Source organism: Roseateles sp. GW821-FHT03B02 (assembly GCF_059421025.1).
Window position 1 is genome coordinate 605,750 of the sequence record NZ_JBWKUV010000002.1, and the last position, 23,798, is coordinate 629,547.

At 68.3% G+C, this 23,798-nt stretch carries 14 protein-coding genes; 8 read left to right on the forward strand and 6 right to left on the reverse strand.

What is annotated here, in order from left to right; translation table 11 throughout:
• Positions 1–8: 8 nt before the first annotated feature.
• On the reverse strand, positions 9–2,696 hold the full coding sequence (gene pulA, locus AC07VX_RS09170; RefSeq protein WP_493164397.1) for a pullulanase-type alpha-1,6-glucosidase: 2,688 nt from the start codon (positions 2,694–2,696) through the stop codon (positions 9–11).
• Between the two features lie 115 nt (positions 2,697–2,811).
• Here pulA and AC07VX_RS09175 point away from each other — a divergent pair, with 115 nt between their 5' ends.
• Genes AC07VX_RS09175 through AC07VX_RS09185 form a run of 3 tightly spaced genes read left to right on the forward strand, consistent with a single transcriptional unit; the run spans position 2,812 to position 7,975 of the window.
• Positions 2,812–4,464: an alpha-amylase family glycosyl hydrolase gene (locus tag AC07VX_RS09175; protein WP_493164398.1), complete on the forward strand. Its 1,653-nt coding sequence runs from the start codon at positions 2,812–2,814 to the stop codon at positions 4,462–4,464.
• Between the two features lie 5 nt (positions 4,465–4,469).
• The gene (locus AC07VX_RS09180) at positions 4,470–6,068 is read left to right on the forward strand and encodes an alpha-amylase family glycosyl hydrolase (RefSeq protein ID WP_493164399.1); all 1,599 of its coding nucleotides are present in this window, start codon (positions 4,470–4,472) and stop codon (positions 6,066–6,068) included.
• Entirely contained in the window at positions 6,065–7,975 is a 1,911-nt protein-coding gene (locus AC07VX_RS09185; protein ID WP_493164400.1) for a glycoside hydrolase family 13 protein, read from the forward strand. Before AC07VX_RS09180 ends, AC07VX_RS09185 begins: the two co-directional genes overlap by 4 nt.
• 78 nt (positions 7,976–8,053) lie before the next feature.
• Here the strand turns inward: AC07VX_RS09185 and AC07VX_RS09190 are convergent, their stop codons facing one another.
• The 5 genes from AC07VX_RS09190 to AC07VX_RS09210 form a co-directional block, all read right to left on the reverse strand.
• A complete protein-coding gene (locus tag AC07VX_RS09190; protein ID WP_493164401.1) occupies positions 8,054–8,725 on the reverse strand; it encodes a PEP-CTERM sorting domain-containing protein in 672 nt (223 codons plus the stop codon).
• A gap of 138 nt (positions 8,726–8,863) precedes the next feature.
• Entirely contained in the window at positions 8,864–10,372 is a 1,509-nt protein-coding gene (malQ, locus tag AC07VX_RS09195; protein WP_493164402.1) for a 4-alpha-glucanotransferase, read from the reverse strand.
• Entirely contained in the window at positions 10,369–12,447 is a 2,079-nt protein-coding gene (gene glgX / locus AC07VX_RS09200; RefSeq protein WP_493164403.1) for a glycogen debranching protein GlgX, read from the reverse strand. Before glgX ends, malQ begins: the two co-directional genes overlap by 4 nt.
• A gap of 11 nt (positions 12,448–12,458) precedes the next feature.
• The gene (gene glgB / locus AC07VX_RS09205; protein ID WP_493164404.1) at positions 12,459–14,636 is read right to left on the reverse strand and encodes a 1,4-alpha-glucan branching protein GlgB; all 2,178 of its coding nucleotides are present in this window, start codon (positions 14,634–14,636) and stop codon (positions 12,459–12,461) included.
• Positions 14,637–14,638: 2 nt separating this feature from the next.
• Entirely contained in the window at positions 14,639–17,095 is a 2,457-nt protein-coding gene (locus AC07VX_RS09210) for a glycogen/starch/alpha-glucan phosphorylase (protein ID WP_493164405.1), read from the reverse strand.
• A gap of 350 nt (positions 17,096–17,445) precedes the next feature.
• Between AC07VX_RS09210 and AC07VX_RS09215 the strand changes: the two genes are divergently transcribed.
• The 5 genes from AC07VX_RS09215 to AC07VX_RS09235 are packed head-to-tail and all read left to right on the forward strand — an operon-like array spanning position 17,446 to position 23,780.
• Positions 17,446–18,573 carry an ABC transporter ATP-binding protein gene (locus AC07VX_RS09215; protein WP_493164406.1) on the forward strand — a complete coding sequence of 376 codons (1,128 nt, stop codon included), beginning with the start codon at positions 17,446–17,448 and terminating at the stop codon, positions 18,571–18,573.
• Positions 18,570–19,739 (forward strand): maltose/maltodextrin ABC transporter substrate-binding protein MalE, encoded by a 1,170-nt coding sequence (malE, locus tag AC07VX_RS09220; RefSeq protein WP_493164407.1) that lies wholly within the window; start codon positions 18,570–18,572, stop codon positions 19,737–19,739. Before AC07VX_RS09215 ends, malE begins: the two co-directional genes overlap by 4 nt.
• Positions 19,736–21,331: a maltose ABC transporter permease MalF gene (gene malF / locus AC07VX_RS09225; protein WP_493164408.1), complete on the forward strand. Its 1,596-nt coding sequence runs from the start codon at positions 19,736–19,738 to the stop codon at positions 21,329–21,331. Before malE ends, malF begins: the two co-directional genes overlap by 4 nt.
• A gap of 5 nt (positions 21,332–21,336) precedes the next feature.
• Positions 21,337–22,227, forward strand: coding sequence for a maltose ABC transporter permease MalG (gene malG / locus AC07VX_RS09230; protein WP_493164409.1), 891 nt, complete (start codon positions 21,337–21,339; stop codon positions 22,225–22,227).
• Complete coding sequence (locus tag AC07VX_RS09235) at positions 22,224–23,780, forward strand: alpha-amylase family glycosyl hydrolase (RefSeq protein WP_493164410.1); 1,557 nt, start codon at positions 22,224–22,226, stop codon at positions 23,778–23,780. The genes malG and AC07VX_RS09235 overlap by 4 nt, the downstream gene beginning before the upstream one ends.
• Positions 23,781–23,798: the final 18 nt, after the last annotated feature.

Genomic DNA, 23,798 nt, shown 5'->3' on the forward strand with positions numbered 1-23,798 from the left:
CCGCCCCTTCACTCCAGAACGAAGACAGCCGCGCTGCGCGCCGGAACTTCGAAGCGTCCGTCCTTCACGCGGGCCTCGCGGCGAAGGCGCTCGTCCGCGCCATGGCGCTGCACGGGATGCAGCGTCCAGGTCGAGCGGCGTTCCGCCGGCAGTTCCAGCGCCTGAGCAGTGGGCGCCACATTGATCAGCGTCATCACGGCCTTGAATCCTCCCAGGCCGCGACCGTCGATGCGTGTTGCAACGAGCACCGGGTTCTGTCCCGCACCGCTGCCCGGGAAGCTGACGCGCTTGCCGATCTCCGCCGCGCTCTTCAGCCGCAGCAGCGGCGTGCCGGCGCGTATCTTCAGCAGATCACGGAAGACGTCGCGTGCCCAGGCGATCTCGGCGGGTCCGGGTGCGATGGACGGGTCGGCCAGCCGCTCGCGGGCGAGCTCCCAGTCGCGGCCGTTCTGGCCGTAGTTGTCCTGCCTGGGCGGCAGGCCGGTGCCAAAGTGGTTGGTCTGGTAGCTCCAGTCCAGGCGGTTGAACCAGTCGCCGCTGTCGTAGCTGTTGCGGTCCATGCTCTTGCTGCGCAGGATGTCCTGGCCCGCGTGGAAATACGCCACCCCCTGGCTGAAGGCAACCAGCGCCGCACCCAGCATCTGCACGCGGGCCCGGTCCTCGCGCGAGGTGTCGCGCGGCAGCTTCAGCGCGTTGACGTCGAACAGCGTCTGGTTGTCGTGGTTCTCCACGTAGTTGACGACCTCGCCGGGCTGCGAGGCGAAGCCGGCCGGCTGATCGCCATAGGGGATGGCATCCAGACGCTTCTTCTCGCCGCGCCAGGTGCTCAGCGTGAAGCTGCGCAGCGAGCCGGCCAGGCCGACACGGATCATTTCTGCCGCGGTCAGCAGTTCCTCCGGCCCGGCCTTGGCCAGTGCGTTGGGTGCATAGACCAGGCCGTTGAGCCAGCCCTGGCGGCGCACGCTGTCGTCGCCGCCCTCGCCCGCCGAGCCGCCACGCGCCGCGTCGCGGCCGCGGTCGCTGAACGCGCCAATGCCGCTGCCGTTCAGGCTCAGCTGCGAGGCCTGCACGAAGCGCGCACCGTTGGCGACCTCGCCGAAGTTCCAGCCCTCGCCCAACAGTTGCACGGGCCGCCCGGCCTCGGCGTCGACGCGCCGCTGCAGGCGCTCCATCGCCTCGCGCGGCTGGTGGCCCATGAGGTCGAAGCGCATCGAGTCGATGCGGTACTCGCGCACCCACAGTGCGGCCGAGTCGATCATCAGCTTGGCCATCATGCGGTGCTCTGTGGCGGTGTTGTCGCAACAGGTGGAGCGCTCGATCTCGCCCTTGTCGGTGAGGCGGTGGTAGTAGCCGGGCACCAGGCGGTCCAGCACGGACCTGGGGGCCTGCCCCGCTGCGGACATGTGGTTGTAGACCATGTCCATGCCCACGCGCAGCCCGGCCCGGTGCAAGGCCATGACCATGGCGCGGAACTCGATGACCCGCTGCAGCGGGTCGGTCGCATAGCTGCCCTCCGGCGCATTGAAATGCCAGGGGTCGTAGCCCCAGTTGAAGCAGTCGTCGGCCGCCACCGCCATGACGGCCGCCTGCTGGGCCTCGCTGTCGGCAGGCGCCGCAGGCACCGCAGGCGACTTGCAGCCTTGCTCGGGCACGCTGGCGAGGTCGAAGACGGGCAGCAGATGCACGTCGGTCATGCCGGCCCGGGAAAGTGCCTTGAGGTGCTTCATGCCGTTGGAGGCGCCCTCGGTGAAGGCCAGGTATTTGCCTCGCCACTCCGGGCGCACCGTCGCATCGCTCGCGGAGAAGTCGCGAACGTGCAGCTCGTAGATGAGCTGGTCGGTCGCCGCCTTCACGCGGGCCGGCCGCGGGGCGGCATCCCAGCCCTTGGGCTTGAGGGCCTGCGCCCCCAGATCGGCGACCACGCTGCGCCGGGAGTCGGCCGTCAGCGCAACCGAGTAGGGGTCGGTGACGAGGTTGTGCACGCGGCCGTGCGTGGGTGTCACGACGTCGACGAGGTAGCGGTAGGCCTGGCCGCTCAGGTCGCCCGGCAGCTCGGCCCGCCAGACGCCGGTGGCGGCGTCCAGGTGCATCGCATCCGCGGCGAGAGCTGGCGACCCGGGGCCGCCGTAGCGGCACAGCAGCATGCGCTGGGCCGTCGGCGCCCAGACGGCGAAAACGGTGCTTGCGCGGGCCGGGTGCGCGCCCAGGTCGGCGACCTGCTCGGCCGCTGCGTACAGATCGTCCAGCGCGCCGGCGATCTGCAGGCCGGTGGACGCGATGACGCGGCCGTCCGCCGTTTCATGCACCAGCAGCAACTGCTCGCGCAACAACGCCGCCACGTCGGCACCCGCGACGGTGAAACGCGGGCCGTCGCCGATGAAGCGCAGCCGTGTCGGCAGCGGCGCGGCACTCGGCCGCAGTTCGAGAGCGCCGTCGGCCCCCTTCACTCCTTCACCCGCCACCGCCCGCACACCCGCTGCACGCGCGTGATGCAGCCGCACCCGCTCGCCCGGCTGCAGCTTCAGCCCCGGCCATTGCAGCGTGCGTGCATCCAGCCAGTAGGCCTCGGCCAGGGGGCGGGCGGCAGGCGCCGGCACCGGCACGTCGGCATTGCAGTCGTCAAGATCGGTCGCGCTCGCGGCGCCAGCGATCAACGCCAGGCCAAGCAGCACGAGCAACGTCGGGCGGGTGGGCATCAAGGTCTCCTTCGTGTTTTGCAAATAGTAGCAAAACTACATTCATTGAAATCCCTCTGGCGCTGAGCTGAACAAATTGACTATGCTTGACTGAAAATTCACGTAGTTTGATTACATGCCCGATCTCGCCAACAGGATTTCGCTCGCTGCCGTCTCGCTGTCCATGCTGGCCCTCGCTGCCTGCGGCGGCGGCGGAAGCAGCCCCGCCGCGGTCCCCGCGCCGGTTCCCGCGCCAACGCCGTCGACGCTGCCCACGCCCGACGTCAGCGCGGTCGCAGCGGCCGACCCCGGCAGCCCCCTGCCCGAGGGCTGGCAGCGCGGCGCCTTCATGCAGATCTTCGTGCGCAGCTACCAGGACAGCGACGGCGATGGCATCGGCGACCTGCGCGGCCTCGTCAGCCGGCTGGACTACCTGAAGGACCTCGGCGTCAAAGGCCTGTGGCTGATGCCCGTCACCAAGAGCCAGGACGGCGACCACGGCTATGCGGTGACCGACTACCGCGACATCGAGCCCGCCTACGGCAAGCTGGCCGACCTGGACGAACTCGTCAAGCAGGCCCACGCCCGCGGCATCGGCGTCATCCTCGACTACGTGATGAACCACAGCGCCGGCCAGCACCCGCTGTTCGTCAATGCCAAGGACTCGGCCACCAACCCCTGGCGCGACTGGTACGTCTGGCAGAACCCGGCGCCCACGGGCTGGAGCGTCTATGGCGGCAACCCCTGGCGCAGCACCGCAAACGGCGCCTACTACGCGCCCTTCTGGGACCAGATGCCCGACTTCAACCTGCTCAAGCCCGAGGTCGTGGACTTCCACAAGAGCACGCTGCGCTTCTGGCTGAACCGCGGCGTGGACGGCTTCCGTTTCGACGCCGTCGGCAACCTTGTCGAGAACGGCCCCGCCGCCTGGGAAGACCAGCCGCGCAACTACACGCTGATGAACGAGATGCGCGTGCTGCTCAACGGCTACGCACGCCGCACCATGGTCTGCGAAGGCCCGGCCGACCCTCAGGGCTTCGGCGCCCCCTCGGCCTGCGGCGGCGCTTTCGCCTTCGACCTCAACGGCGCGCTGATTGCCGCTGCGCGCGGCGACGCCGCCTCGGTCACCAGGCTTGCCAGCTACTTCAGGACGGCGCCGACGGGCATGGCGCCCTTCCTGTCCAACCACGACAGCTTCGCCGGCCAGCGCCCCGCCGACCAGCTCGGCGCCAACCTCGCCCAGCTCAAGCTCGCAGCCAGCGCCTATCTGCTGCTGCCGGGCACTCCCTTCATCTACTACGGCGAGGAGGTGGGCCTGCGCGGTGCAAGCTCGCTGAGCGGCGACGCCGCCATCCGCACCCCCATGGCCTGGGGCGCCGGTGCCAGCGGCGGTTTCACGACGGGCACGCCCTACCGCGCGCTGGCGGCCAACGCCGCGACCAACAACGTCGCCGTGCAGCAGGCCGATGCCGACTCGCTGCTCAACCACTACCGCGCGCTGCTGGCCCTGCGCAACGGCACGCCGGCCCTGCACGACGGCGACTACGCCAACGCAGCCGCCAGCAGCGCGGTGCTGAGCTTCCAGCGCCGCACGGCCACGCAGACGGCCGTCGTCGTCATCAACTTCGGCAGCACGGCGGCCGAGGCCGGCTTGACGGGCCTGCCTGCGAACGCGACGCTGCAGGCGGCCTACCCTGCTGACGGCGCCAGCGCCGCTAGCGATGCGACCGGCCAGGCCCGGCTGAACATCCCCGCGCAGTCCCTGCGCGTCTACACCACGACCCGCTGAACCTCATGCACAAGCGACTGCTGCTCACCCTGGCGCTGGCCGCCGCTGCCACTGCAGCCCCGGCCCAGATCGACACCCGCCCCGTGCCCGCCCAGCCGCGCGCCAGTACCCTGCCGGCAAACTGGCAGCACGGTGTCTTCATGGAAATCTTCGTGCGCGGCTACCAGGACAGCGACGGCGACGGCGTCGGCGACCTGCGCGGCCTCACACGCAGGCTGGACTACCTGAAGAAGCTCGGCATCAGCGGCGTCTGGCTGATGCCCATCACCGCCAGCTCCGACCACGACCATGGCTACGCGACGACCGACTACCGTGGCATCGAGCCGCAGTACGGCACTCTGGCCGACTTCGACGAGCTCATCCGCGAGGCGCACAAGCGCGGCATCGGCATCGTCATGGACTACGTCATCAACCACGCGTCCTGGCAGTTCCCGCCCTTCCAGGCCGCCGTGGCCGACCGCGCTAGCCCCTGGCGCAGCTGGTTCGTCTGGAATCCCAATCCCGGCCCGGGCTGGGACATCTGGGGCAAGGTCCCCTGGTACGACGCGGCCACCAAGCCCTGGACCTGGACCGGCGAATGGAAGGACATGCCGGCCATCACGCCGGGCTCGCCCGACATCTTCTTCGGCACCTTCGGGCCCCACATGCCCGACTTCGACATGCGCAACCCCGCCGTGGTGCAGTACCACGAGGACTCCATGCGCTTCTGGCTCAACCGCGGCCTGGACGGCTACCGGCTGGACGCCGTGCCCCACCTGATCGAGAACAACGCCAAGGACTGGAACGACCAGCCCGAAAGCCGTGTGCTGACCAAGCACTTCCAGGACCTCATCAAGAGCTACCCCGGCCGCTACGTCGTCTGCGAAGCCACGGCCGAGCCCATCGCCTACGGCGACCCCAGCCTGTGCGGCGGCGCTTTCGCCTTCAACCTGAACTACGAGATGATCAAGGCCGCCAAGGGCGAGACGGCAGCCGTGCAGAAGGTGGCCGACTACTACCGCAGCATGTCGCCCACGATGGCGACCTTCCTGCACAACCACGACATCTTCACCGGCCAGCGCGTGTGGGACCAGCTGCACGGCGACGAGGCCCGCTACCGCCTCGCGGCCGCGAGCTATCTGCTGCTGCCGGGCACGCCCTTCGTCTACTACGGCGAGGAGATCGGGCTGGCCGGCATCGACGGCAAGGCGGACGAGCCGCTGCGCGCACCCATGAGCTGGACAGCGGCAGGCGGCTTCTCGACCAACGCCCAGCCCTACCGCCCGCTGTCGCTGAACCGCAGCAGGCATAACGCCGAGAGCCAGCAGCGCGACCCGGGCTCGCTGTTCAACTTCTACCGCGAGCTGATCGCGCTGCGCAGCGCCTCCGGTGCGCTGACACGGGGGCACTACGAAGCCGACCATGTCGAAGGCGCCGTCTGGCGCTTCGAGCGCGTGCTGGGCAAGGAGCGCGTCCTCGTCGCCATCAACTACGGCGACGCGCCGGCCGCGCTGGACCTGCCCGCCGGCGCCCGCGCGCTCTACCCCAGGGACAACGCCGCACGGCGCGGTCGCGCTACGCTGCCGCCTCTGTCCTTGCGTGTCTACCGCCTGGAAGCGCCATGAAATCCCTGATCGCCCTGAGCACTGCCCTGTTGATGAGCCTGAACACGATGGCCGCCGGCCTGCAACATGTCGAACCGCCGAACTGGTGGACCGGCATGCGCGACACCTCGCTGCAATTGATGCTGCACGGCGACGGCATCGCCGACGCCCGACCGGCGCTCGCCGACTACCCCGGCGTCACGCTCAAGGGCAGCCATCGCGCGACCAGCGCCAACTACCTCTTCGTCGACCTCGACATCGGCCCGCAGGCCAAGCCGGGCGAACTCGTGCTGACGCTGGCCGGCCAGACCCTGCGCTACCCGCTGCTGGCCCGCACGCCGGGCTCGGCGCAGCGCCAGGGCTTCGGCCCCAGGGATGCGATCTACCTCGTCGTGCCCGACCGCTTCGCCCAGGGCGGCAGCGGCCGTCAGGCGGGCATGAAGGAAGGCCAGGACCGGAGCCATCCGGGCGGACGCCACGGCGGCGACCTGGCCGGCATGCGCCAGCACCTCGACTACATCGCCGGCCTGGGATTCACCCAGGTCTGGCCGACGCCGCTCGTCGAGAACAACAGCGAGAAGTACAGCTACCACGGCTACGCCGCGACCGATTTTTACAAGGTCGACCCGCGCTTCGGCACGAACGACGACTTCCGCGCCTACGCGGCCGAGGCCCGCGCCAAGGGGGTCGGCGTCATCCAGGACATCGTGCTCAACCACATCGGCGGCGGCCACTGGTGGATGACGGACCTGCCGGCGCCCGACTGGATCAATGCCTGGCCGCAGGACGAGGCGCCGGGCCGCTCCCAGGCCTCGTCGCCCCCCTCGGGAGGAGGGATGCCTGTTCCGGGCATCCCCGAGGGCTCGAAGTACGTCGAAACGCACCACGCGCGCATGACGCTACAGGACCCCTACGCCGCGGCTAGCGACCGCAAGCGCTTCACCGACGGCTGGTTCGTGCCCGGCATGCCCGACCTGAACCAGCGTCGGCCCGAGCTCGCCACCTATCTGACGCAGATGACGCTGTGGTGGATCGAGAGCGCCGGGCTGTCGGGCATCCGCACCGACACCTATTCCTACTCCGACCGCGACTTCCTCAGCCGCTGGTCGGCCCGCGTCATGCAGGAGTACCCGCGCCTGAACATCGTCGGTGAGGAATGGAGCCCGCATCCGGCCGTCGTGTCCTACTGGCAGCGCGGCAAAAAGAACCACGACGGTTACGTGTCCTACGCGCCCAGCCTGATGGACTTCCCGATGCAGACCAACCTGCTGGCGGCGCTGCTGGAGGACGACGGCCCGCACACCGGGCTGACCAAGCTCTACGAGGGCCTGGCCCACGACTTCGTCTACCCCGACCCAGCCAACCTCGTGCTGTTTGACGGCAACCACGACACGCCGCGCCTCTTCTCCGTGCTCAGGCGTGACGTCGGCCTGACCAAGATCGCGCTGGCCTACCTCGCGACGACGCGGCGCATCCCGCAGCTCTTCTACGGCAGCGAGCTGCTGATGCAGAGCCCCGTCGAGCGCGACGACGGCCTGGTACGCGCGGACATGCCCGGCGGCTGGGCGGGCGATGCGATCAATGCCTTCACCGGTGCCGGGCTGACCGCCGAGCAGCGCGACATGCAGGACTGGACGCGCCGCCTCTTCAACTGGCGCAAGGGCGCCACCGTCATCCACGACGGCGCGCTGATGCAGTACGCACCGCTGGACGGCTGCTATGTCTTCTTCCGCTATGAAGCGGGCCGCACGGTGATGGTCGCGCTGAACAAGAACAGCCAGCCGGCGGAACTGCGGCTGGAGCGCTTTCCCGAGCGCCTGGCCGTTGGCGCCCGCGCCCGCGATGTGCTGGGCGGCAAGGCGTTCAGCCTCGGTGCGACGCTCACCGTGCCGGCTCGCAGCCCGCTCATCCTCGACATCTCGCGGTGAGCGCCGCATGAGGCGCAAGAGGCGCCAGAACGGAAAAGGGCTCCTCACGGAGCCCTTTGCGGTCTCGGCCTCAGCCGGTCAGCGCGGCTGGCGGCGACGCGCCATCAGGCCGATGGCTCCCAGGCCGGCGAGCAGCAGCGCATAGGTCTCGGGCTCCGGCACCGGCACGGCCGTGATCTCGAACTTGAGCTTGTTCTGCGGCTGGCCGGTGATGGCCGCAAAGCTGCCGGCACCGGCAGTCGCCGTCAGCACCAGCGAGCCGCCGGTGACACTCAGGCTGCCGACCGTGCCGATGGGTGCCGAGGCGACGCCGGCGAACCAGCCCGAGTTGGCGCTCGTCGGGTTCTTGACGAGACCGGCCACGGGGATGACGACGGCCGGGTTGGCGCCGACCGTCAGCGTCGCGCCGGCGGCCATGCCGGTGGAGGCGGCAACGCCCCCCTCGAAATAGGTCACGTTGCCCAGGCTGCCGGTCAGCGCGCCGCTCAGGGTGAAGCCCGGGTTGGCGGTGATCGTGAAGTCGGGCAGCACGAAGGTTGCCGTCACGGTGCCGACTGCAAAGGACTGCGCCTGCACGGCCGCCTGAACGCTCCACTCGAAGCCCGCCGAGCTCAGGCTGGTGACCCAGCCGAAGCCCGCGGTGGTCTCGTCATAGGTCAGTGTGTAGGGGCCAGCGTTCACCGTCGTGGTGGCGCTCGCCAAGCCGGAAACGCACAGCAGCGCGACAGCGCCAAAGGACTTCAACTTCATGATGTTCTTCCTCCTGCCTGGCGGGGCGAAGGCCCGGCGCAAGCCCGGCAATGCTAGCCAGGGCTTTTGAAGGAAATACGACCACCCCCGCAAAACTGATGGTCCTAGGGGGATGAAAACACCCCCGATTTGCGGGGCTCAGGGCAGGTGCAGCAGCTCGAACGGGCCCCGGCCAGCGGCCGCGGTGATCAGGCCCAGCACGCGCGAGGGCTCGTCGCCCAGCATGGCCCAGTGGAAGCGCCAGCCCCAGTTGCCGCCCAGCACGCCGGGCACGTTCATGCGATGGCTGCTGTTCAGTCCCAGCACGTCCTGCAGCGGGTAGACGGCCATGTTGGCCACCGAGTTGGCGCAGGCGCGGATCATGGCCCAGTGCACGTCGTGCTCGCCGCAGGCCAGGTAGGAGCCGGCAAAGGCGCGCTCGCGGGGCTTGGCCTGGTCCCACCAGCCGCGCACGGTGTCGTTGTCGTGGGTGCCGGTGTAGGCCACCGAGGTCTTGTTCCACATGTGGGGTAGGAACTCGTGGTCGCCCTCGGCGCCGAAGGCGAACTGCAGGATCTTCATGCCGGGGAAGCCGCAGCCGTCGCGCAATTCGTGCACGTCGTCGGTGATGAAGCCCAGGTCCTCGGCCACGATGGGCAGCGGGCCCAGGGCCTTCTTGATGGCGTCGAACAGGGCCATGCCGGGGCCGGTCTTCCACTCGCCGCGCTTGGCGTCGGGGCTGTCGCCGGGGATCTCGTAATAGCCGGCAAAGCCGCGGAAATGGTCGATGCGGAAGACGTCGGCCTGGCTCAGGGCGCGCTGCACGCGGGCCGTCCACCAAGCGTAATTCTCGGCGGCCATCCTGTCCCAGCGGTAGAGCGGGTTGCCCCAGCGCTGGCCCAGCGGGCCCAGGTCGTCGGGCGGCACGCCGGCGACCACCGTGGTCTGGAAGTTCTCGTCGAGGTAGTACAGGTCGGGGCGCGACCAGCAGTCGGCGCTGTCGTGGGCGACGAAGATGGGCAGGTCGCCCATGAGGTGGACGCCACGCTCGTTGGCATAACTTTTAAGCGCACCGATCTGCACGTCGAACTGCCACTGCACGAACTGCCAGAAGGCGATCTCGTCGGCGTAGTCCTTGCGGGCCTGGGCGATGGCCTTGGGCTCGCGCTTCCTGAGGCCGTCGGTCCAGGTCCACCAGGGCTGGCCGTTCAGCGGCGAGCGGATGGCCATGAAGAGGGTGTAGTCGTCCAGCCAGCTCTTCTGCGTCTGGCACCAGGCGGCAAAAGCCTTGCGGTCCTCGGCGCTGCCCTTGGCGAAGAAGCCGGCGGCAGCCGCGCGCAGCTGCTGCTCGCGCCAGGGCGTCACGCGGCCGTAGTCGACATGCTGGCCATTGAAGTCGGGCAGCTGTGGCTTGACCAGCCAGCCTTTCTCGATCAGCGGCTCCAGCGCCACCATCCACTGGCTGCCGGCAAAGGCCGACACGCCCTGGTAAGGCGAGTCGCCCGGGCCGATGGGCGTCGTCGGCAACAGTTGCCAGATGCTCTGGCCGGCGGACTGCAGCCAGTCGACAAAGCGGTAGGCATCGGGGCCGAAGTCGCCCATGCCGTGCGGGCCGGGTAGTGAGGTGATGTGCAGCAGCACACCCGAGGAGCGTTGGTTCAGGTTCATTGATGCCTCAGGACGAGGAGAGATCGGGCCGGCACATTGAGCGGCTGGCCGGGAAGGACGAGGGGCGCGGCGGATTCACCGCTGCTGTCGAGCACCAGTTGCCAGGGCCCGTTGCAGAGCAGAAACGGCAGCGGCGCGGGGTCGGGGTTGAAGACGATCATCAGCCGCGGCGCCGCGGCGCCAGCTTCGCGCAGCTGGGCGCCGAAGGCGCGCTGGCCGGCGTCGTGCCAGTCGTGCGGCGTCATCTCGTGGCCGCTGGGCGCGTACCAGGCGATGCTGGCCTCGCCCGGGCCGGCGGCGAACCAGCGCGGGTGGCGCAGCAGGGGCTCGGCAGCACGCAGGGCCAGCACTTCGGCGACCAGCTCGGTCGTGCGACCGTTGGCCTGCTCCCAGTTCATCCAGGTGATGGCGTTGTCCTGGCAATAGGCGTTGTTGTTGCCGCCCTGGCTGTTGCCGATCTCGTCGCCCGCGCACAGCATGGGCGTGCCCTGGGCCAGCAGGGTCGTCGCCAGCAGCGCACGGCGCACGCGCTCGCGGGTGGCGTTGATGTCTGTGTCCCCGGTCGGCCCCTCGGCGCCGAAGTTGGCACAGAGCTCGCCGTCGCGGCCGTCGCGGTTGTCCTCGCCGTTGGCCTGGTTGTGCTTGGTGCTGAAGCTGGTCAGGTCGGCGAGCGTGAAGCCGTCGTGCACGGCAACGAAATTGACCGAGGCCGTCGGCAGGCGCTGGCCATGATGGAACACATCGCTGGAAGCCATGAAGCGCCGTGCCAGCTCGCCGCGGCCCACGCCCGGGCCGGCGCCCAGCCAGTAGCCGCGCACGGCATCCCGGAACTTGTCGTTCCACTCCAGGAAGCGGCCGGGGAAGCGCCCGACCTGGTAGCCGTCGTAGGCGGCATCCCAGGGCTCGGCGATCAGGTGCACACCGGCCAGCACGGGGTCCTGCCTCAGCGCCGTGAAGAAGGCGGCATTGGCGTCGTAGCCATGATTGGTGCGGCCCAGCACCGGCGCCAGGTCGAAGCGGAAACCGTCGACGCCCATCTCGGCCACCCAGTAGCGCAGCGAGTCCAGCACGAACTGGGTCACGCGCGGGTGGGCGCAGTTGACGGTATTGCCGCAGCCGGTCAGGTTCTCGTTGCGGCTCTTGTCGTCGGCGACGAGGCGGTACCAGGTCTTGTTGTCCAGGCCGCGAAAGGACAGCGTCGGGCCGAACTCGTTGCCCTCGGGCGTGTGGTTGTAGACGACGTCCAGCACCACCTCCAGCCCGGCCTCGTGCAGGGCCGCCACCATCTGGCGGAACTCGGCTGTCACGGCGGTGGGGTCGTTGCGGTGCGTGGCATGAGCCCAGCGCGGGTCGGGGCAGAAGAAGCCCAGCGTGTTGTAGCCCCAGTAGTTGTGCAGGCCGCGCTCGGCCAGGTGCGGTTCGTCGATGCAGTAGTGCACCGGCAGCAGTGACAGCGCCGTCACACCCAGCCGCTTGAAGTGGGCGATGGACGCGGGATGGGCCAGGCCGGCATAGGTGCCGCGCAGATCGTCTGGTACGCCGGGCAGCAGCCTCGAGAAGCCCTTGACATGGACCTCGTAGAGCACGACTTCGTTCGGCGCACGGCGCGGCTGGTGAGCGCGCCAGGGAGCGGCCGGCGGCGGTGCAACGCGGGCCTTCAGCGCCTGCGTCGCGTTGTCCCGTGCGTCGAGCGATCGGGGGCCTTCCGGGTGGCCCAGCTCATAGCCATGGTGCTCGGCCCGCCAGCCGAAATGGCCGACGATCTCGCGCGCGTACGGGTCCAGCAGCAGCTTGTGCGGGTTGAAGCGGTGGCCCTGCTCGGGCGCGTAGGGACCATGGGCACGGACGCCGTAGACCAGGCCGGGGCCGACGCCGGGCAGGAAGCCATGGAAGACGCCGTCATGCGGGCCCACCAGCTCGTAGCGGCGCAGCTCGCGCTGGCCTTCGCCATCGAACACGCAGAGCTCGATGCGCGTCGCGTTCTCGCTGGCGACGGCGAAATTGACGCCGCCATCGCGGGCCAGCGCCCCCAGCGGCTCGTGCCAGCCGGGTTGCAGATCAGGCAGGTGAGCCATGGACTACCGACTCAAATAGGAACAAAGAACAGCGTCGCCAGCGGCGGCAGGTTGACCGTGATGGACAGGCGCCGGCCGTGCGCCGGCTGGGCCTGCACCGGCAGGCCGGCAGCGGCGACGCCATTGCCCATATTGCTGCCGCCGTAGTAAGCGGAATCGGTGTTCAGCGCCTCGCGCCAGGCGGTCACGCCGTCGGGCACACCCAGCGAATAGCCCTCGCGCGGCACCGGCGTCATGTTGCAGACGACGATGACCATGCGGCCCGTGCCGTCGCGGCGCACCCAGGCGTAGATGGAGTGCTCGGCGTCGTGGGCGCTGATCCACTCGAAGCCACCGCTCTCGCAGTCCAGCCGGTGCAGGGCCGTGTGGTCGCGATAGAGCTTGTTGAGGTCGCGCACCAGGCGCTGCACGCCGGCGTGGCGGTCGTCTTCCAGCAGGCCCCAGGGCAGGCCCTCGGCATGGTTCCACTCTTGGCGCTGGGCGAACTCCTGGCCCATGAAGAGCAGCTTCTTGCCCGGGTGGCCCCACATGAAGCCGTAGTAGGCGCGCAGGTTGGCGAACTTCTGCCAGTCGTCGCCCGGCATCTTGGAAAGCATCGAACCCTTGCCGTGCACGACCTCGTCGTGCGAGATGGGCAGCATGAAGTTCTCGCTGAACGCGTAGATCAAGCCGAAGGTCATCTTGTCGTGATGCCAGCGGCGGTTGATCGGGTCCTCGGCCATATAGCGCAAGGTGTCGTTCATCCAGCCCATGTTCCACTTGTAGTGAAAGCCCAGGCCGCCCGCGTAGGTGGGCGCCGAGACGCCGGGGAAGCTGGTGCTTTCCTCGGCCACCGTGATGGCGCCCTCGATCTCGCCGACATGCTCGTTCATCTCGCGCAGCAGCGAGATGGCTTCCAGGTTCTCCCGCCCCCCGCGCAGGTTGGGAATCCACTCGCCGGCCGGGCGCGAGTAGTCGCGGTAGAGCATGCTGGCCACGGCGTCCACGCGCAGGCCGTCCACGCCCCAGCGCTCGATCCAGTAGGTCGCGCTGCCGATCAGGAACTCGCGCACCTCGGTGCGGCCGAAGTTGTAGATCAGCGTGTTCCAGTCGCGGTGAAAGCCTTCCCTGGGGTCCGCATACTCGTAGAGCCGCGTGCCGTCGAACTCGGCCAGGCCGTGGGCGTCGGCCGGGAAGTGCGCTGGCACCCAGTCCAGCAGCAGGCCAAGCCCCTGCTCGTGGCAGGCCTTGACGAAGCGGGCAAAACCGTCCGGCGGGCCGAAGCGGGCGCTGGGCGCGTACATGCCGAGCGTCTGGTAGCCCCAGGAGCCGTCGAAGGGGTGCTCGCTGATGGGCATGAGCTGCACATGCGTGAAGCCCATGTCGGCCACGTAGGCTGGGAGGTGCTCGGCCAGCTCGTCCCAGGTCGGGAAGTCGCCCGTCACCCCACGGCGCCAGGAGGCGGCGTGCACTTCGTATACGCAGATGGCCGACTCGCGCCGATTGGCGCGCTCGCGCTGGCGCGGCAGTGGCGTGACCTGCGGCATGGGCGCGACGACACTGGCCGTGTCGGGCCGCAGCTGAGCCTGGCGTGCATAGGGGTCGGCCTTCAGCGGCAGCAGCTGGCCGTTGCCGTTGACGATCTCGAACTTGTAGAGATCGCCCTCGATGGCGTGGGGCACGAAGATCTCCCACACGCCGGCCTGATGTCGCAGCCGCATCGGGTGCCGCCGTCCATCCCAGTTGTTGAAGTTGCCGACGACGCTGACGCGGCGCGCGTTGGGCGCCCAGGTCGCGAAGCGCACACCACTCACATCGCCGTACTGCACGACATGCGCGCCCAGGCTCAGCCAGGGGCGGAAGTTCCGGCCCTCGGCAAAGGCCTTCAGCTCGTCGTCGCCGAGCTGGGGATAGAAGTTGTAGGGGTCGGCATAGACGCCCTCGCCGCCGCCTGCCCAGCGCACGGCCAGGCGGTAGTCGAAACGATGCTTGCGGCGCGGCACCTGGGCCTCGAAGAAGCCGCCGCGGCGTTCCTCCAGGTCGACAATGTGCTTCTTGCTGCCGGCATCCAGCAGCGCCACCTCGGTGGCACCGGGCAGCAGCGCGCGCACCCAGAGCCGACCGTTGTCGTCCGCGTGCAGGCCCAGCCGGCCGAAGGGGTCGGCATGGCGGCCCGCCAGCAGGGAGTCAAGGTCGGCTTCGTTGATCATCGTCAGCTGTTGAGACTCTTCACGGACCAGACACGGTCCACGTACTCGGCGATCGTGCGATCGGACGAGAACGGGCCCATGCCGGCGATATTGCGCAGGGCACGCTCAGCCCAGGCGGCGCGGTCGGCAAACAGTGCATCGACCTTGGCCTGGGTGGCGACGTAGTCGGCGAAATCGGCCATCAGCAGGTAGACGTCGCGGTGCAGCAGGCTGTCCACGAGGCTGCGATAGCGCTCGGTATCGCCGTTGCTGAAGACGCCCGCCGAGATGGCATCGATGACGCGCTTGAGCTGGCGATTCTCTTCGACGTAGAGGCGCGGGTCGTAGCCCAGCGACTTGATCTTGGCGACAGCATCGGCGCGCAGGCCGAACACGAACATGTTCTCCACGCCCATGGCCTCGGCCATCTCGATGTTGGCGCCGTCCCAGGTACCGATGGTGACCGCGCCGTTCATGCCGAACTTCATGTTGCCGGTGCCCGAGGCCTCGGTGCCGGCCGTCGAGATCTGCTCGGACAGGTCGGCTGCCGGGATGATGCTCTCGGCCAGCGTGACGCTGTAGTTGGGCAGGAAGACGAGCTTGAGCTTGTCGCCCACGCGCGGGTCGCTGTTGATGACGCGGGCCACGTCGTGCGCCAGGCGCACGATGCTCTTGGCCATCTGGTAGGCCGAGGCGGCCTTGCCGGCAATGATGACGGTGCGCGGCACCCAGTTCGCGTCGGGGTTGTCGCGGATGGCCTGGTAGCGGGCGATGACATGCAGCAGGTTGAGCAACTGGCGCTTGTACTCGTGGATTCGCTTGATCTGGATGTCGAACAGGCTGTCCACGTTGACAGCAATGCCCAGCTCGCGGCGGATGACGGCGGCCAGCCGCTCCTTGTTGGCGCGCTTGACGGCCAGGAACTCCTCGCCCAGCTCGCGGTTGGCCGCCAGGGTGCTGAGCTCGCCCAGCTCGGCCAGATCCTTGCGCCAGCCTTCACCGATGCGGCTGTCCAGCAGGCCGGACAACAGCGGATTGGCCTGCTGCAGCCAGCGCCGCGGCGTCACGCCGTTGGTGACGTTGTGGAAGCGCTCGGGCCAGATGCGGGCGTAGTCGGCAAAGATGGTCTGCACCATCAGCTCCGAGTGCAGGGCTGCGACGCCATTCACGCGGTGCGACGCGACCAGCGCAAGAGCAGCCATGCGCACGCGACGCTCACCACCGTGGCTGCCCTCGTCGATGAGGGAGACGCGGCCGGCCAGGGAGTGGTCGCCGGGGAAGCGCTCTTGCAGGTCTTCCAGGAAGCGGTGGTTGATCTCGTAAATGATTTCGAGATGACGCGGCAGCAGCTGCTCGAACATGCGAACCGGCCAGGTCTCCAGCGCCTCGGGCATCAGCGTGTGGTTGGTGTAGGCAACCGCCTGGCGGGTGATCTTCCAGGCCTCGTCCCAGCCCAGGCCGTGCTCGTCCAGCAGCAGGCGCATCAGCTCGGCGGGCGCCAGGGCCGGATGCGTGTCGTTGAGATGGATGGCGTTGGTCTTGCCGAGGTTGTGCAGCGAACCGAACTCGCGCAGATGGCGGGCGATCAGGTCCTGCAGCGAGGCACTGACAAGGAAGGCCTCCTGCTTCAGGCGCAGCTCGCGGCCGGCCTCGGTGCTGTCGTCGGGGTAGAGCACCCAGTTCAGCGCATCGGCCAGCACCTGATGGCGGGCGGCGCGCGCGTAGTCGCCCTCGCAGAAGGGCTTGAAGGCGATGGGCGCGGCCGTGGCCTGCCATTGACGCAGCGTGGAGACGCGGTCGCTGTGATGGGCCGGCACGATGAAGTCGAAGGCCTGGGCCTCGATCTCGTCGGCGGGCATCCAGCGGCGCACGCCGGAGGCGTCAACCTCGACGCGCCCGCCGAAGCCGACGTGATAGCGCAGGTCGTGGCGCGGCAGCTCCCAGGCGGGCGAGTCGCGCGTCCAGTCGTCGGGCTGTTCGAGCTGGCGACCCTGCTGGATGACCTGGGCGAACGTGCCGTAGCGGTAGCGCAGGCCGTAGCCGAAGGAAGGCAGTTCCAGCTCGGCGAACGAGTCCAGGAAGCAGGCCGCCAGACGGCCCAGGCCGCCGTTGCCGAGGGCCGCGTCGGGCTCGCGCTCCAGCACGTCGCCCAGCGTCGTGCCGTGTTCGGCCAGCCTGGCCTCCAGCGGTTCGGTGAGTTTGAGGGCGGCGAGCGCGTTGGACAGCGCACGCCCCATCAGGAATTCCATCGACAGATAGTGCACGCGGCGCACCGGCGCCTTTTCGCCGCGCCGGGCGTCTTCGGCCTGGGTGCTGGCCCAGCGGCAGGCCAGGGTCTCGCGGCAGGCGATGGCCGCTGCATGCAGGGCCGCCTGCGGCGTAGCGCCATGGCTGGACTGGGACAGCTCACGCTCGTAGGCGGTCTCGAAGGCGGCGCGCAAGGCCTTGTCTTCGGCGGAGAGGGCAGACGGCTTCTTCATCGCGGTAGAGGCCTTGGGGCTTGACTTGCGTTGAACGGGCATTCGGGTTGGGGTGTTCATCAGTGCCAGCCCCCGGCGACGGGGGCAAGAATGCTACTCGAAGGGCAGCGCTGGGCGAAGTATCGGACAGCTCCGGCTCGTTGTGTAGTTTGACTACATCGGGAAAACCCGGAACGTTTTGCAAAGCCTTGATTTTCAAGGGTTTCATGAAGATTCAAGCGGGTCATTTCTGTTGTGGCCGGCGCGTCACGAATGTATATTGTCTACAAAGACGGCTGAATGAGAGAAATTTAGCCGCCAAATGACGAGACAAGCCGGCCGCCAGACGCCCGGCGACAGAAAGGTTAGAAGTGGCAGACGTTCGACTGACCGGCGTGGAGAAGGCCTATGGCGACATCCGCATCCTTCATGGCATCGACCTGGAGATCCGCGACGGCGAGTTCATGGTCTTCGTCGGCCCCTCGGGTTGCGGCAAGTCCACGCTGCTGCGCTCCATCGCCGGCCTGGAAGAGATCACGGGGGGCGAGCTGACTATCGGCGGCCGCATCGTCAATGAGGTGCCGCCCAGTGAACGCGGCATCGCGATGGTCTTCCAGTCGTATGCGCTCTACCCGCATATGAATCTGTTCGACAACATGGCCTTCGGGTTGAAGCTGGCCAAGGTGCCCAAGGCCGAGATCGAGACCGCCGTGCGCAACGCGGCCAAGATCCTGCACATCGAGCATCTGCTGGACCGCAAGCCCAAGGACCTGTCCGGCGGCCAGCGCCAACGGGTCGCCATCGGCCGCGCCATCGTGCGCAAGCCCGAGGTCTTCCTGTTCGACGAGCCGCTGTCCAACCTCGACGCGGCGCTGCGCGTGCGCATGCGCTACGAGTTCGCCAAGCTGCACGAGGACCTCAAGACCACGATGATCTACGTGACCCACGACCAGGTGGAGGCCATGACGCTGGCGGACCGCATCGTCGTGCTGTCGGCCGGCAAGGTCGAGCAGGTCGGCTCGCCGCTGGAGCTGTACGAGCATCCACGCAACCTCTTCGTGGCAGGCTTCATCGGCAGCCCGAAGATGAACTTCATCGATGCCGAGCTGGCAGCCATCGAGCCGGGCCACGTGGACGTGAAGCTGACCGGCAGCAAGGTCATGCTGCGCGCGCGAGTGGACGGCAGCGGCTCGGCCGTCGGCGACAAGGTGACCCTGGGCGTGCGGCCCGAGCACATCCGCCGCGGCGACCACGGCCAGGGCAATCTGCTGCAGAGCACCGTCGCCTTCGTCGAATCGCTGGGCGGCATCACCTTCGCCTACTGCCCCTACCCCGGCGTCGAGGAAGCCCTGACCTGCCAGTTCGAAGGCCGCAACGGCATCGACCGTCTGCGCAGCGGCCAGGACCTGGACCTGCACCTGCCGGCCGAGGCGCTGTACGTCTTCAACGCCGACGGCCTCGCCTTGCGCCGCCTGGCCGCGCCGGAGCTGGCGGCATGAAGTGGCTCCCCCTGCTGGCCGCGCTTGCCGCAGCGCCGGCCCTGGCCGAAAGCCCGAAGCTGCTCGTCTGGATCAACGGCGACAAGGCCTACAACGGCCTGCAGAAGGTAGGCAATGCCTTCGAGAGGGCCTCGGGCGTCAAGGTCGTCGTCGAGCACCCGGTCGACCCGACGGACAAGTTCCAGCAGGCCGCCGGTGCCGGCAAGGGCCCGGACATCTTCTGCTGGCCGCATGACCGCGTCGGTGAATGGGCCAAGGCCGGCCTGCTGACGCCGCTGCGCCCCTCGGCCAGGCTCAAGGCCGAGTCCGAGGAGCAGGCCTGGAATGCGTTGAGCTATCGCGGCCGCATCTGGGGTTACCCCATCGCCATCGAGACCACCGGACTCATCTACAACAAGGCCCTGGTGCCCACGCCGCCCGCCACCTGGGACGAGCTGATCGCCATCGACAGGAAGCTCCAGGCCAGCGGCAAGCACGCTGTGCTGTGGGACTACAACAAAAGCTTCTTCACCTGGCCCATGATCGCCGGCGCCGGCGGCGTCATCTTCGGCAAGGACGCGCAGGGTGACTTCGACGCCCGCAAGGTCGATGTCAACAACGCAGGGGCGCTGGCCGGCGCGCAGATGGTCGAGCGCCTCATCAAGGACGGCCACATGCCCAGGGGCGCGCGCTATGCCGAGATGGAGTCGTCGTTCGCACGCGGCGAGGTGGCCATGATGATCTCCGGCCCCTGGGCCTGGGACAACGCCAAGCGCGCCAAGATCGACTTCGGCGTGGCCCCCATTCCCGCCGTCGTGGCCGGCAAGCCGAGCAAGAGCTTCGTCGGCGTGCTGGGCTGCATGATTTCAGCGCCCAGCAAGCACAAGGACATCGCCAAGGAGTTCATTGAGAACCACCTGATGCGCCCCGAGGCGTTGAAGGTGCTGGACGCCGACGTACCCATCGGCGTGCCAGCCAACAAGGCCTTCTATGCCGAGCTGTCGGTCAACCCGCTGATCGCGGCCAGCATGACCAACGCCCGCAACGGCGCGCCCATTCCCAACATCCCCGAGGTGGGGCGCTTCTGGACCGCGATGGACGCGGCGCTGGAAGCCATCACCAACGGCCTGCAATCACCGAAGGACGCGCTCGACGGCGCCGCCGCACGGATGCTGCTGAACAAATGAACGCGCTCTCCTCTTCCCTGGGCCAGGGCGCCTACTCGACGCTGCCGCCCACACTGACCGAGAAGCTCAGCCATTGGCTGCGCTGGCCACTGGCTGCGGCCGCCATAGTGGCGGCGCTCTACCTCGTCTTCGTCGTCTACACCACGGGTCAGGCGGCCTGGGCCGCGGGCCTGCTTGTGCTGTTCACGGCCGGCTTCTACGTCTACCTGAGCCGCGGCGGCTTTGCCTGGCGCTACCTCTTCCCCGGCATCGCCGGCATGCTGGTCTTCATCGCCTTCCCGCTGCTCTACACGGCGCAGATCGGCTTCACCAACTACTCCAGCACCCACCTGCTCAGCGAGAGCCGGGTGCGCGAGTACCTGCTGGAGCAGCACGACGCCGTCGAGGACCAGGTGCTGGCCTACAGCCTGCACGCCGACGGCAACGAGTTCCGCCTCGTGCTGCAACCCGAAGGCGGCGCCGCGCCGCGCTGGGTGTCCTCGCCCCTGGCCCTGCGCAGCATCAGCCGCGCGCAGCGCGTCGACCTGACCCCGGCAGATGCCGAGCGCCTGCCGCTCACCGCGCCGCTGCAGGCCGCCCTGCCCTTGCCCGAACTCATCAAGCACCGCGACGCGCTCGCGCGGCTCGTGCTGGTGCTCCCTGACAAGACCGAACTGCACTACCTGGGCCTGCGCGAGTTCGGCCCCGTCAAGCCGCAGTGGGCCGCCAATGCCGACGGCAGCCTGACCCGCACGGCGGACGGCACCGTCTTCACGCCCAACCGCGACACCGGCTTCTTCCAGTCCGCCACCGGCGAGACGCTGCAGCCCGGCTTCAAGGCCTTCATCGGCGTGGGCAACTACGCCCGCATGCTCTTCGACGCCGAGTTCCGCGGCCCCTTCCTGTCCATCTTTACCTGGACGGTGGTGTTCTCGGCCTTGACCGTCGCCTTCGCCACGGCCATCGGCATGCTGTTCGCCGTGATGCTGAACTGGGAGGGCATGCGCTACCGCACCACCTACCGTACGCTGCTGTTCCTGCCGTACGCGGTGCCGGGCTTCATCTCCATCCTGGTGTTCAAGGGCCTGTTCAACCAGAACTTCGGCGAGATCAACGCCATCCTGAACGCGCTGTTCGGCGTCAAGCCGGCCTGGTTCGCCGATCCGCTGCTGGCCAAGACCATGCTGCTCATCGTCAACGTCTGGCTGGGCTACCCCTACATCATGATCCTGTGCTCGGGGCTGCTGAAGGCGATTCCCGCAGACCTGTACGAAGCCTCGGCCCTGGCCGGCGCCAGCCCTGCGACCAACTTCTTCAAGATCACCGCGCCGCTAATCATTAAGCCGCTGGCGCCGCTGCTTGTAAGTGCCTTCGCCTTCAACTTCAACAACTTCGTGCTGATCGCGCTGTTGACCGACGGCCGGCCGGACTTCCTGTCCACCAAGCTGCCTGCAGGGCAAACCGACATCCTCGTCAGCTACACCTACCGCATCGCCTTCCGTGACTCGGGCTCGGACTTCGGCCTCGCCGCGGCAATCTCGACGCTGATCTTCTTCCTGGTCGCAGCGCTGTCGCTCATCAACCTCCGCATGTCGGCAAAGGCGCAGAAGTAATCATCATGGCCATCGTCCTCGGCAAACAAGCCCGCTGGCGCACCTTCGCCGCCCATGCGGTGATGTGGGTCTTCATCGCCATCACCCTCTTCCCGCTGCTCGCGGTCGTGTCCATCTCGCTGCGCCCCGGCAACTTTGCCACCGGCAGCTTGATCCCGACCGAGATCAGCCTGGAGCATTGGAAGCTGGCCCTGGGCATTCCGTACCAGGCCGCCGACGGCAGCCTGGTGCAACCGCCCTTCCCCGTGCTGACCTGGCTGTGGAACTCGATCAAGATCGCCACCGCCTCGGCCTTCCTCATCGTCGCCATCTCGACGACCGCGGCCTATGCCTTCGCGCGCCTGAAGTTCAGCTTCAGCAAGCCCGTGCTCAACGGCATGCTGCTGCTGCAGATGTTCCCGCCGGTGCTGGCCCTGGTGGCCATCTACGCCATCTTCGAGACCATCGGCACCTATGTGCCGGCACTGGGCATCGAGACCCATGCCGGCCTGGTGCTGGCTTACCTGGGCGGCATCGCCACCCACGTCTGGACCATCAAGGGCTACTTCGAGACCATCCCGGTGGAGATCGAGGAGAACGCCAAGGTCGATGGCGCCACGCACTGGCAGGCCTTCTCCCGCGTGTTGCTGCCCATGGCCGTGCCCATCTTGATGGTGGTCTTCGTGCTGGCCTTCATCGGCACCATCATCGAGTACCCGGTCGCCTCCATCCTGCTGCGTGAAGAAGGAAACCTGACGCTGGCCGTCGGCTCCAAATACTTTCTGCACGACCAGCGCTTCCTGTGGGGTGACTTCGCGGCCGCGGCGGTGCTGTCGGGCCTGCCCATCACGCTGGTCTTCCTGCTGGCCCAGCGCTGGATCGTCTCCGGCCTGACGGCCGGCGGCGTGAAGGGATGAAGCGCGTCCTCGCCGCGACAGGTCTGGCCCTGCTCGGTGCTTTGCAGGCGCAGGCTGGCCCCTACGAAGACCGCGAGCGCGACTGGCGCAACGGCGCCGTCGTCTATCAGATCATCGTGGACCGCTTTGCGCCCTCGCAGAACCTGGAGGCCAAGCGCGCCCTCTATCCAGCGCCCAAGCGCTTGCGAGCCTGGAGCGAAGTACCCGCACCGGGGCCTTATCTCGAAGCCGAGAAGCTGTCGGCCCACGAGCTGGACTTCTGGGGCGGTGACCTCGCCAGCGCCACGAGCAGGCTCGACCATGTCCAGCAGCTCGGCGCGGACGTGCTCTACATCAACCCCATCCACCACGCCTACACCAACCACAAGTACGACGCGCTGGACTTCAAGGCCATCTCGCCCGAGTACGGCAGCCGCGAGGACTTCAAGCGGCTGGCCAGCGATGCCCATCGCCGCGGGCTCAAGGTGGTGCTGGACGGCGTCTTTAACCACATGGGCCGCAATTCGCCGGCCTTCAAGGCGGCGATGGCCAACCCGAAGAGCCCTTGGCACGAGTGGTTCGCCATCGGCCCGCAGTACGCCGGCGGCGCACGGGTCTGGACGGGCTTCCAGAACCTGCCGGAACTGAACCTCGAATCGCCTGCCGTGCGCCGCTACCTCTACGAAGCGCCGGACTCCGTCGTGCGCAGCTACCTGCGCGACGGCGCCGACGGCTGGCGGCTGGATACGGCCTTCGAGCTTGGCCCCACCTACCTCTCGGCGCTGACGAAGGCCGCCCACGCTGAAAAGCCCGGCTCGCTGGTCGTCGGTGAGATCGTCAACTACCCCGGCGCCTGGCTAAAGTCCATGGACGGCGTCATGAACTTCGCGCTGCGCCAGATCATCAACGGCAGCGCCGCCGACGAGTTCAGCGGCCCTGCGGCCGGCCGAATGATCGACCGCATGGTGCGCGACGCCGGCATCGAGGGCATGCTGAAGTCCTGGATCGTCATCGACAACCACGACATCCCGCGCGTCGCGAGCCAGTTCCCCGACACCGCTCAGCGCCGCTTCGTGCAGGCCCTGCAGTTCACGCTGCCCGGTGCGCCCAACCTCTACTACGGCGTGGAGGTCGGCATGCCCGGCGGTGCGGACCCCGAGAACCGCGGCCCGATGCGCTGGGACCTCGTCGGCGACGCCAACCCCGAGACGGTCTGGGTGCGCAAGCTCGTCGACATGCACAAGGCTCACCGCGCGCTGCGCGTGGGCGACTTCCGCCTCGTCGAGTCGGCCCGGCTGCTCGCCTTCGAGCGCCACACCGACAAGGCGCTCGACACCGTCATCGTCGTCGCCAACCCGTCCGACCAGCCCGTGCGCGACCGACTGATGGTGGCGAACTGGGCGCTGATGGACGACACGCCGTTGCAGGACGTGCTGGGCCTGGTGCCGACGACAACGCCGCTGACCATCGGCTCCGGCTTCGTCACGGTGGACCTGCCGCCCCGTGGCGTGCTGGTGCTCAAGCCGGTGCCGCGCGAGCTGGGCGGCTACAGCCGCTACAAGCGCGTGCGCTGACACCGCCCCACCCCTCTG

Bases quoted from the DNA above. Each gene is read 5' to 3' on its own strand.
- malF (WP_493164408.1), top strand. From the start codon at position 19,736: ATGAACGCGCTCTCCTCTTCCCTGGGCCAGGGCGCCTACTCGACGCTG.
- malE (WP_493164407.1), top strand. From the start codon at position 18,570: ATGAAGTGGCTCCCCCTGCTGGCCGCGCTTGCCGCAGCGCCGGCCCTG.
- AC07VX_RS09190 (WP_493164401.1), bottom strand. From the start codon at position 8,725: ATGAAGTTGAAGTCCTTTGGCGCTGTCGCGCTGCTGTGCGTTTCCGGC.
- AC07VX_RS09175 (WP_493164398.1), top strand. From the start codon at position 2,812: ATGCCCGATCTCGCCAACAGGATTTCGCTCGCTGCCGTCTCGCTGTCC.
- malG (WP_493164409.1), top strand. From the start codon at position 21,337: ATGGCCATCGTCCTCGGCAAACAAGCCCGCTGGCGCACCTTCGCCGCC.
- pulA (WP_493164397.1), bottom strand. From the start codon at position 2,696: ATGCCCACCCGCCCGACGTTGCTCGTGCTGCTTGGCCTGGCGTTGATC.
- malQ (WP_493164402.1), bottom strand. From the start codon at position 10,372: ATGAACCTGAACCAACGCTCCTCGGGTGTGCTGCTGCACATCACCTCA.
- AC07VX_RS09235 (WP_493164410.1), top strand. From the start codon at position 22,224: ATGAAGCGCGTCCTCGCCGCGACAGGTCTGGCCCTGCTCGGTGCTTTG.
- glgB (WP_493164404.1), bottom strand. From the start codon at position 14,636: ATGATCAACGAAGCCGACCTTGACTCCCTGCTGGCGGGCCGCCATGCC.
- AC07VX_RS09185 (WP_493164400.1), top strand. From the start codon at position 6,065: ATGAAATCCCTGATCGCCCTGAGCACTGCCCTGTTGATGAGCCTGAAC.
- glgX (WP_493164403.1), bottom strand. From the start codon at position 12,447: ATGGCTCACCTGCCTGATCTGCAACCCGGCTGGCACGAGCCGCTGGGG.
- AC07VX_RS09210 (WP_493164405.1), bottom strand. From the start codon at position 17,095: ATGAAGAAGCCGTCTGCCCTCTCCGCCGAAGACAAGGCCTTGCGCGCC.
- AC07VX_RS09180 (WP_493164399.1), top strand. From the start codon at position 4,470: ATGCACAAGCGACTGCTGCTCACCCTGGCGCTGGCCGCCGCTGCCACT.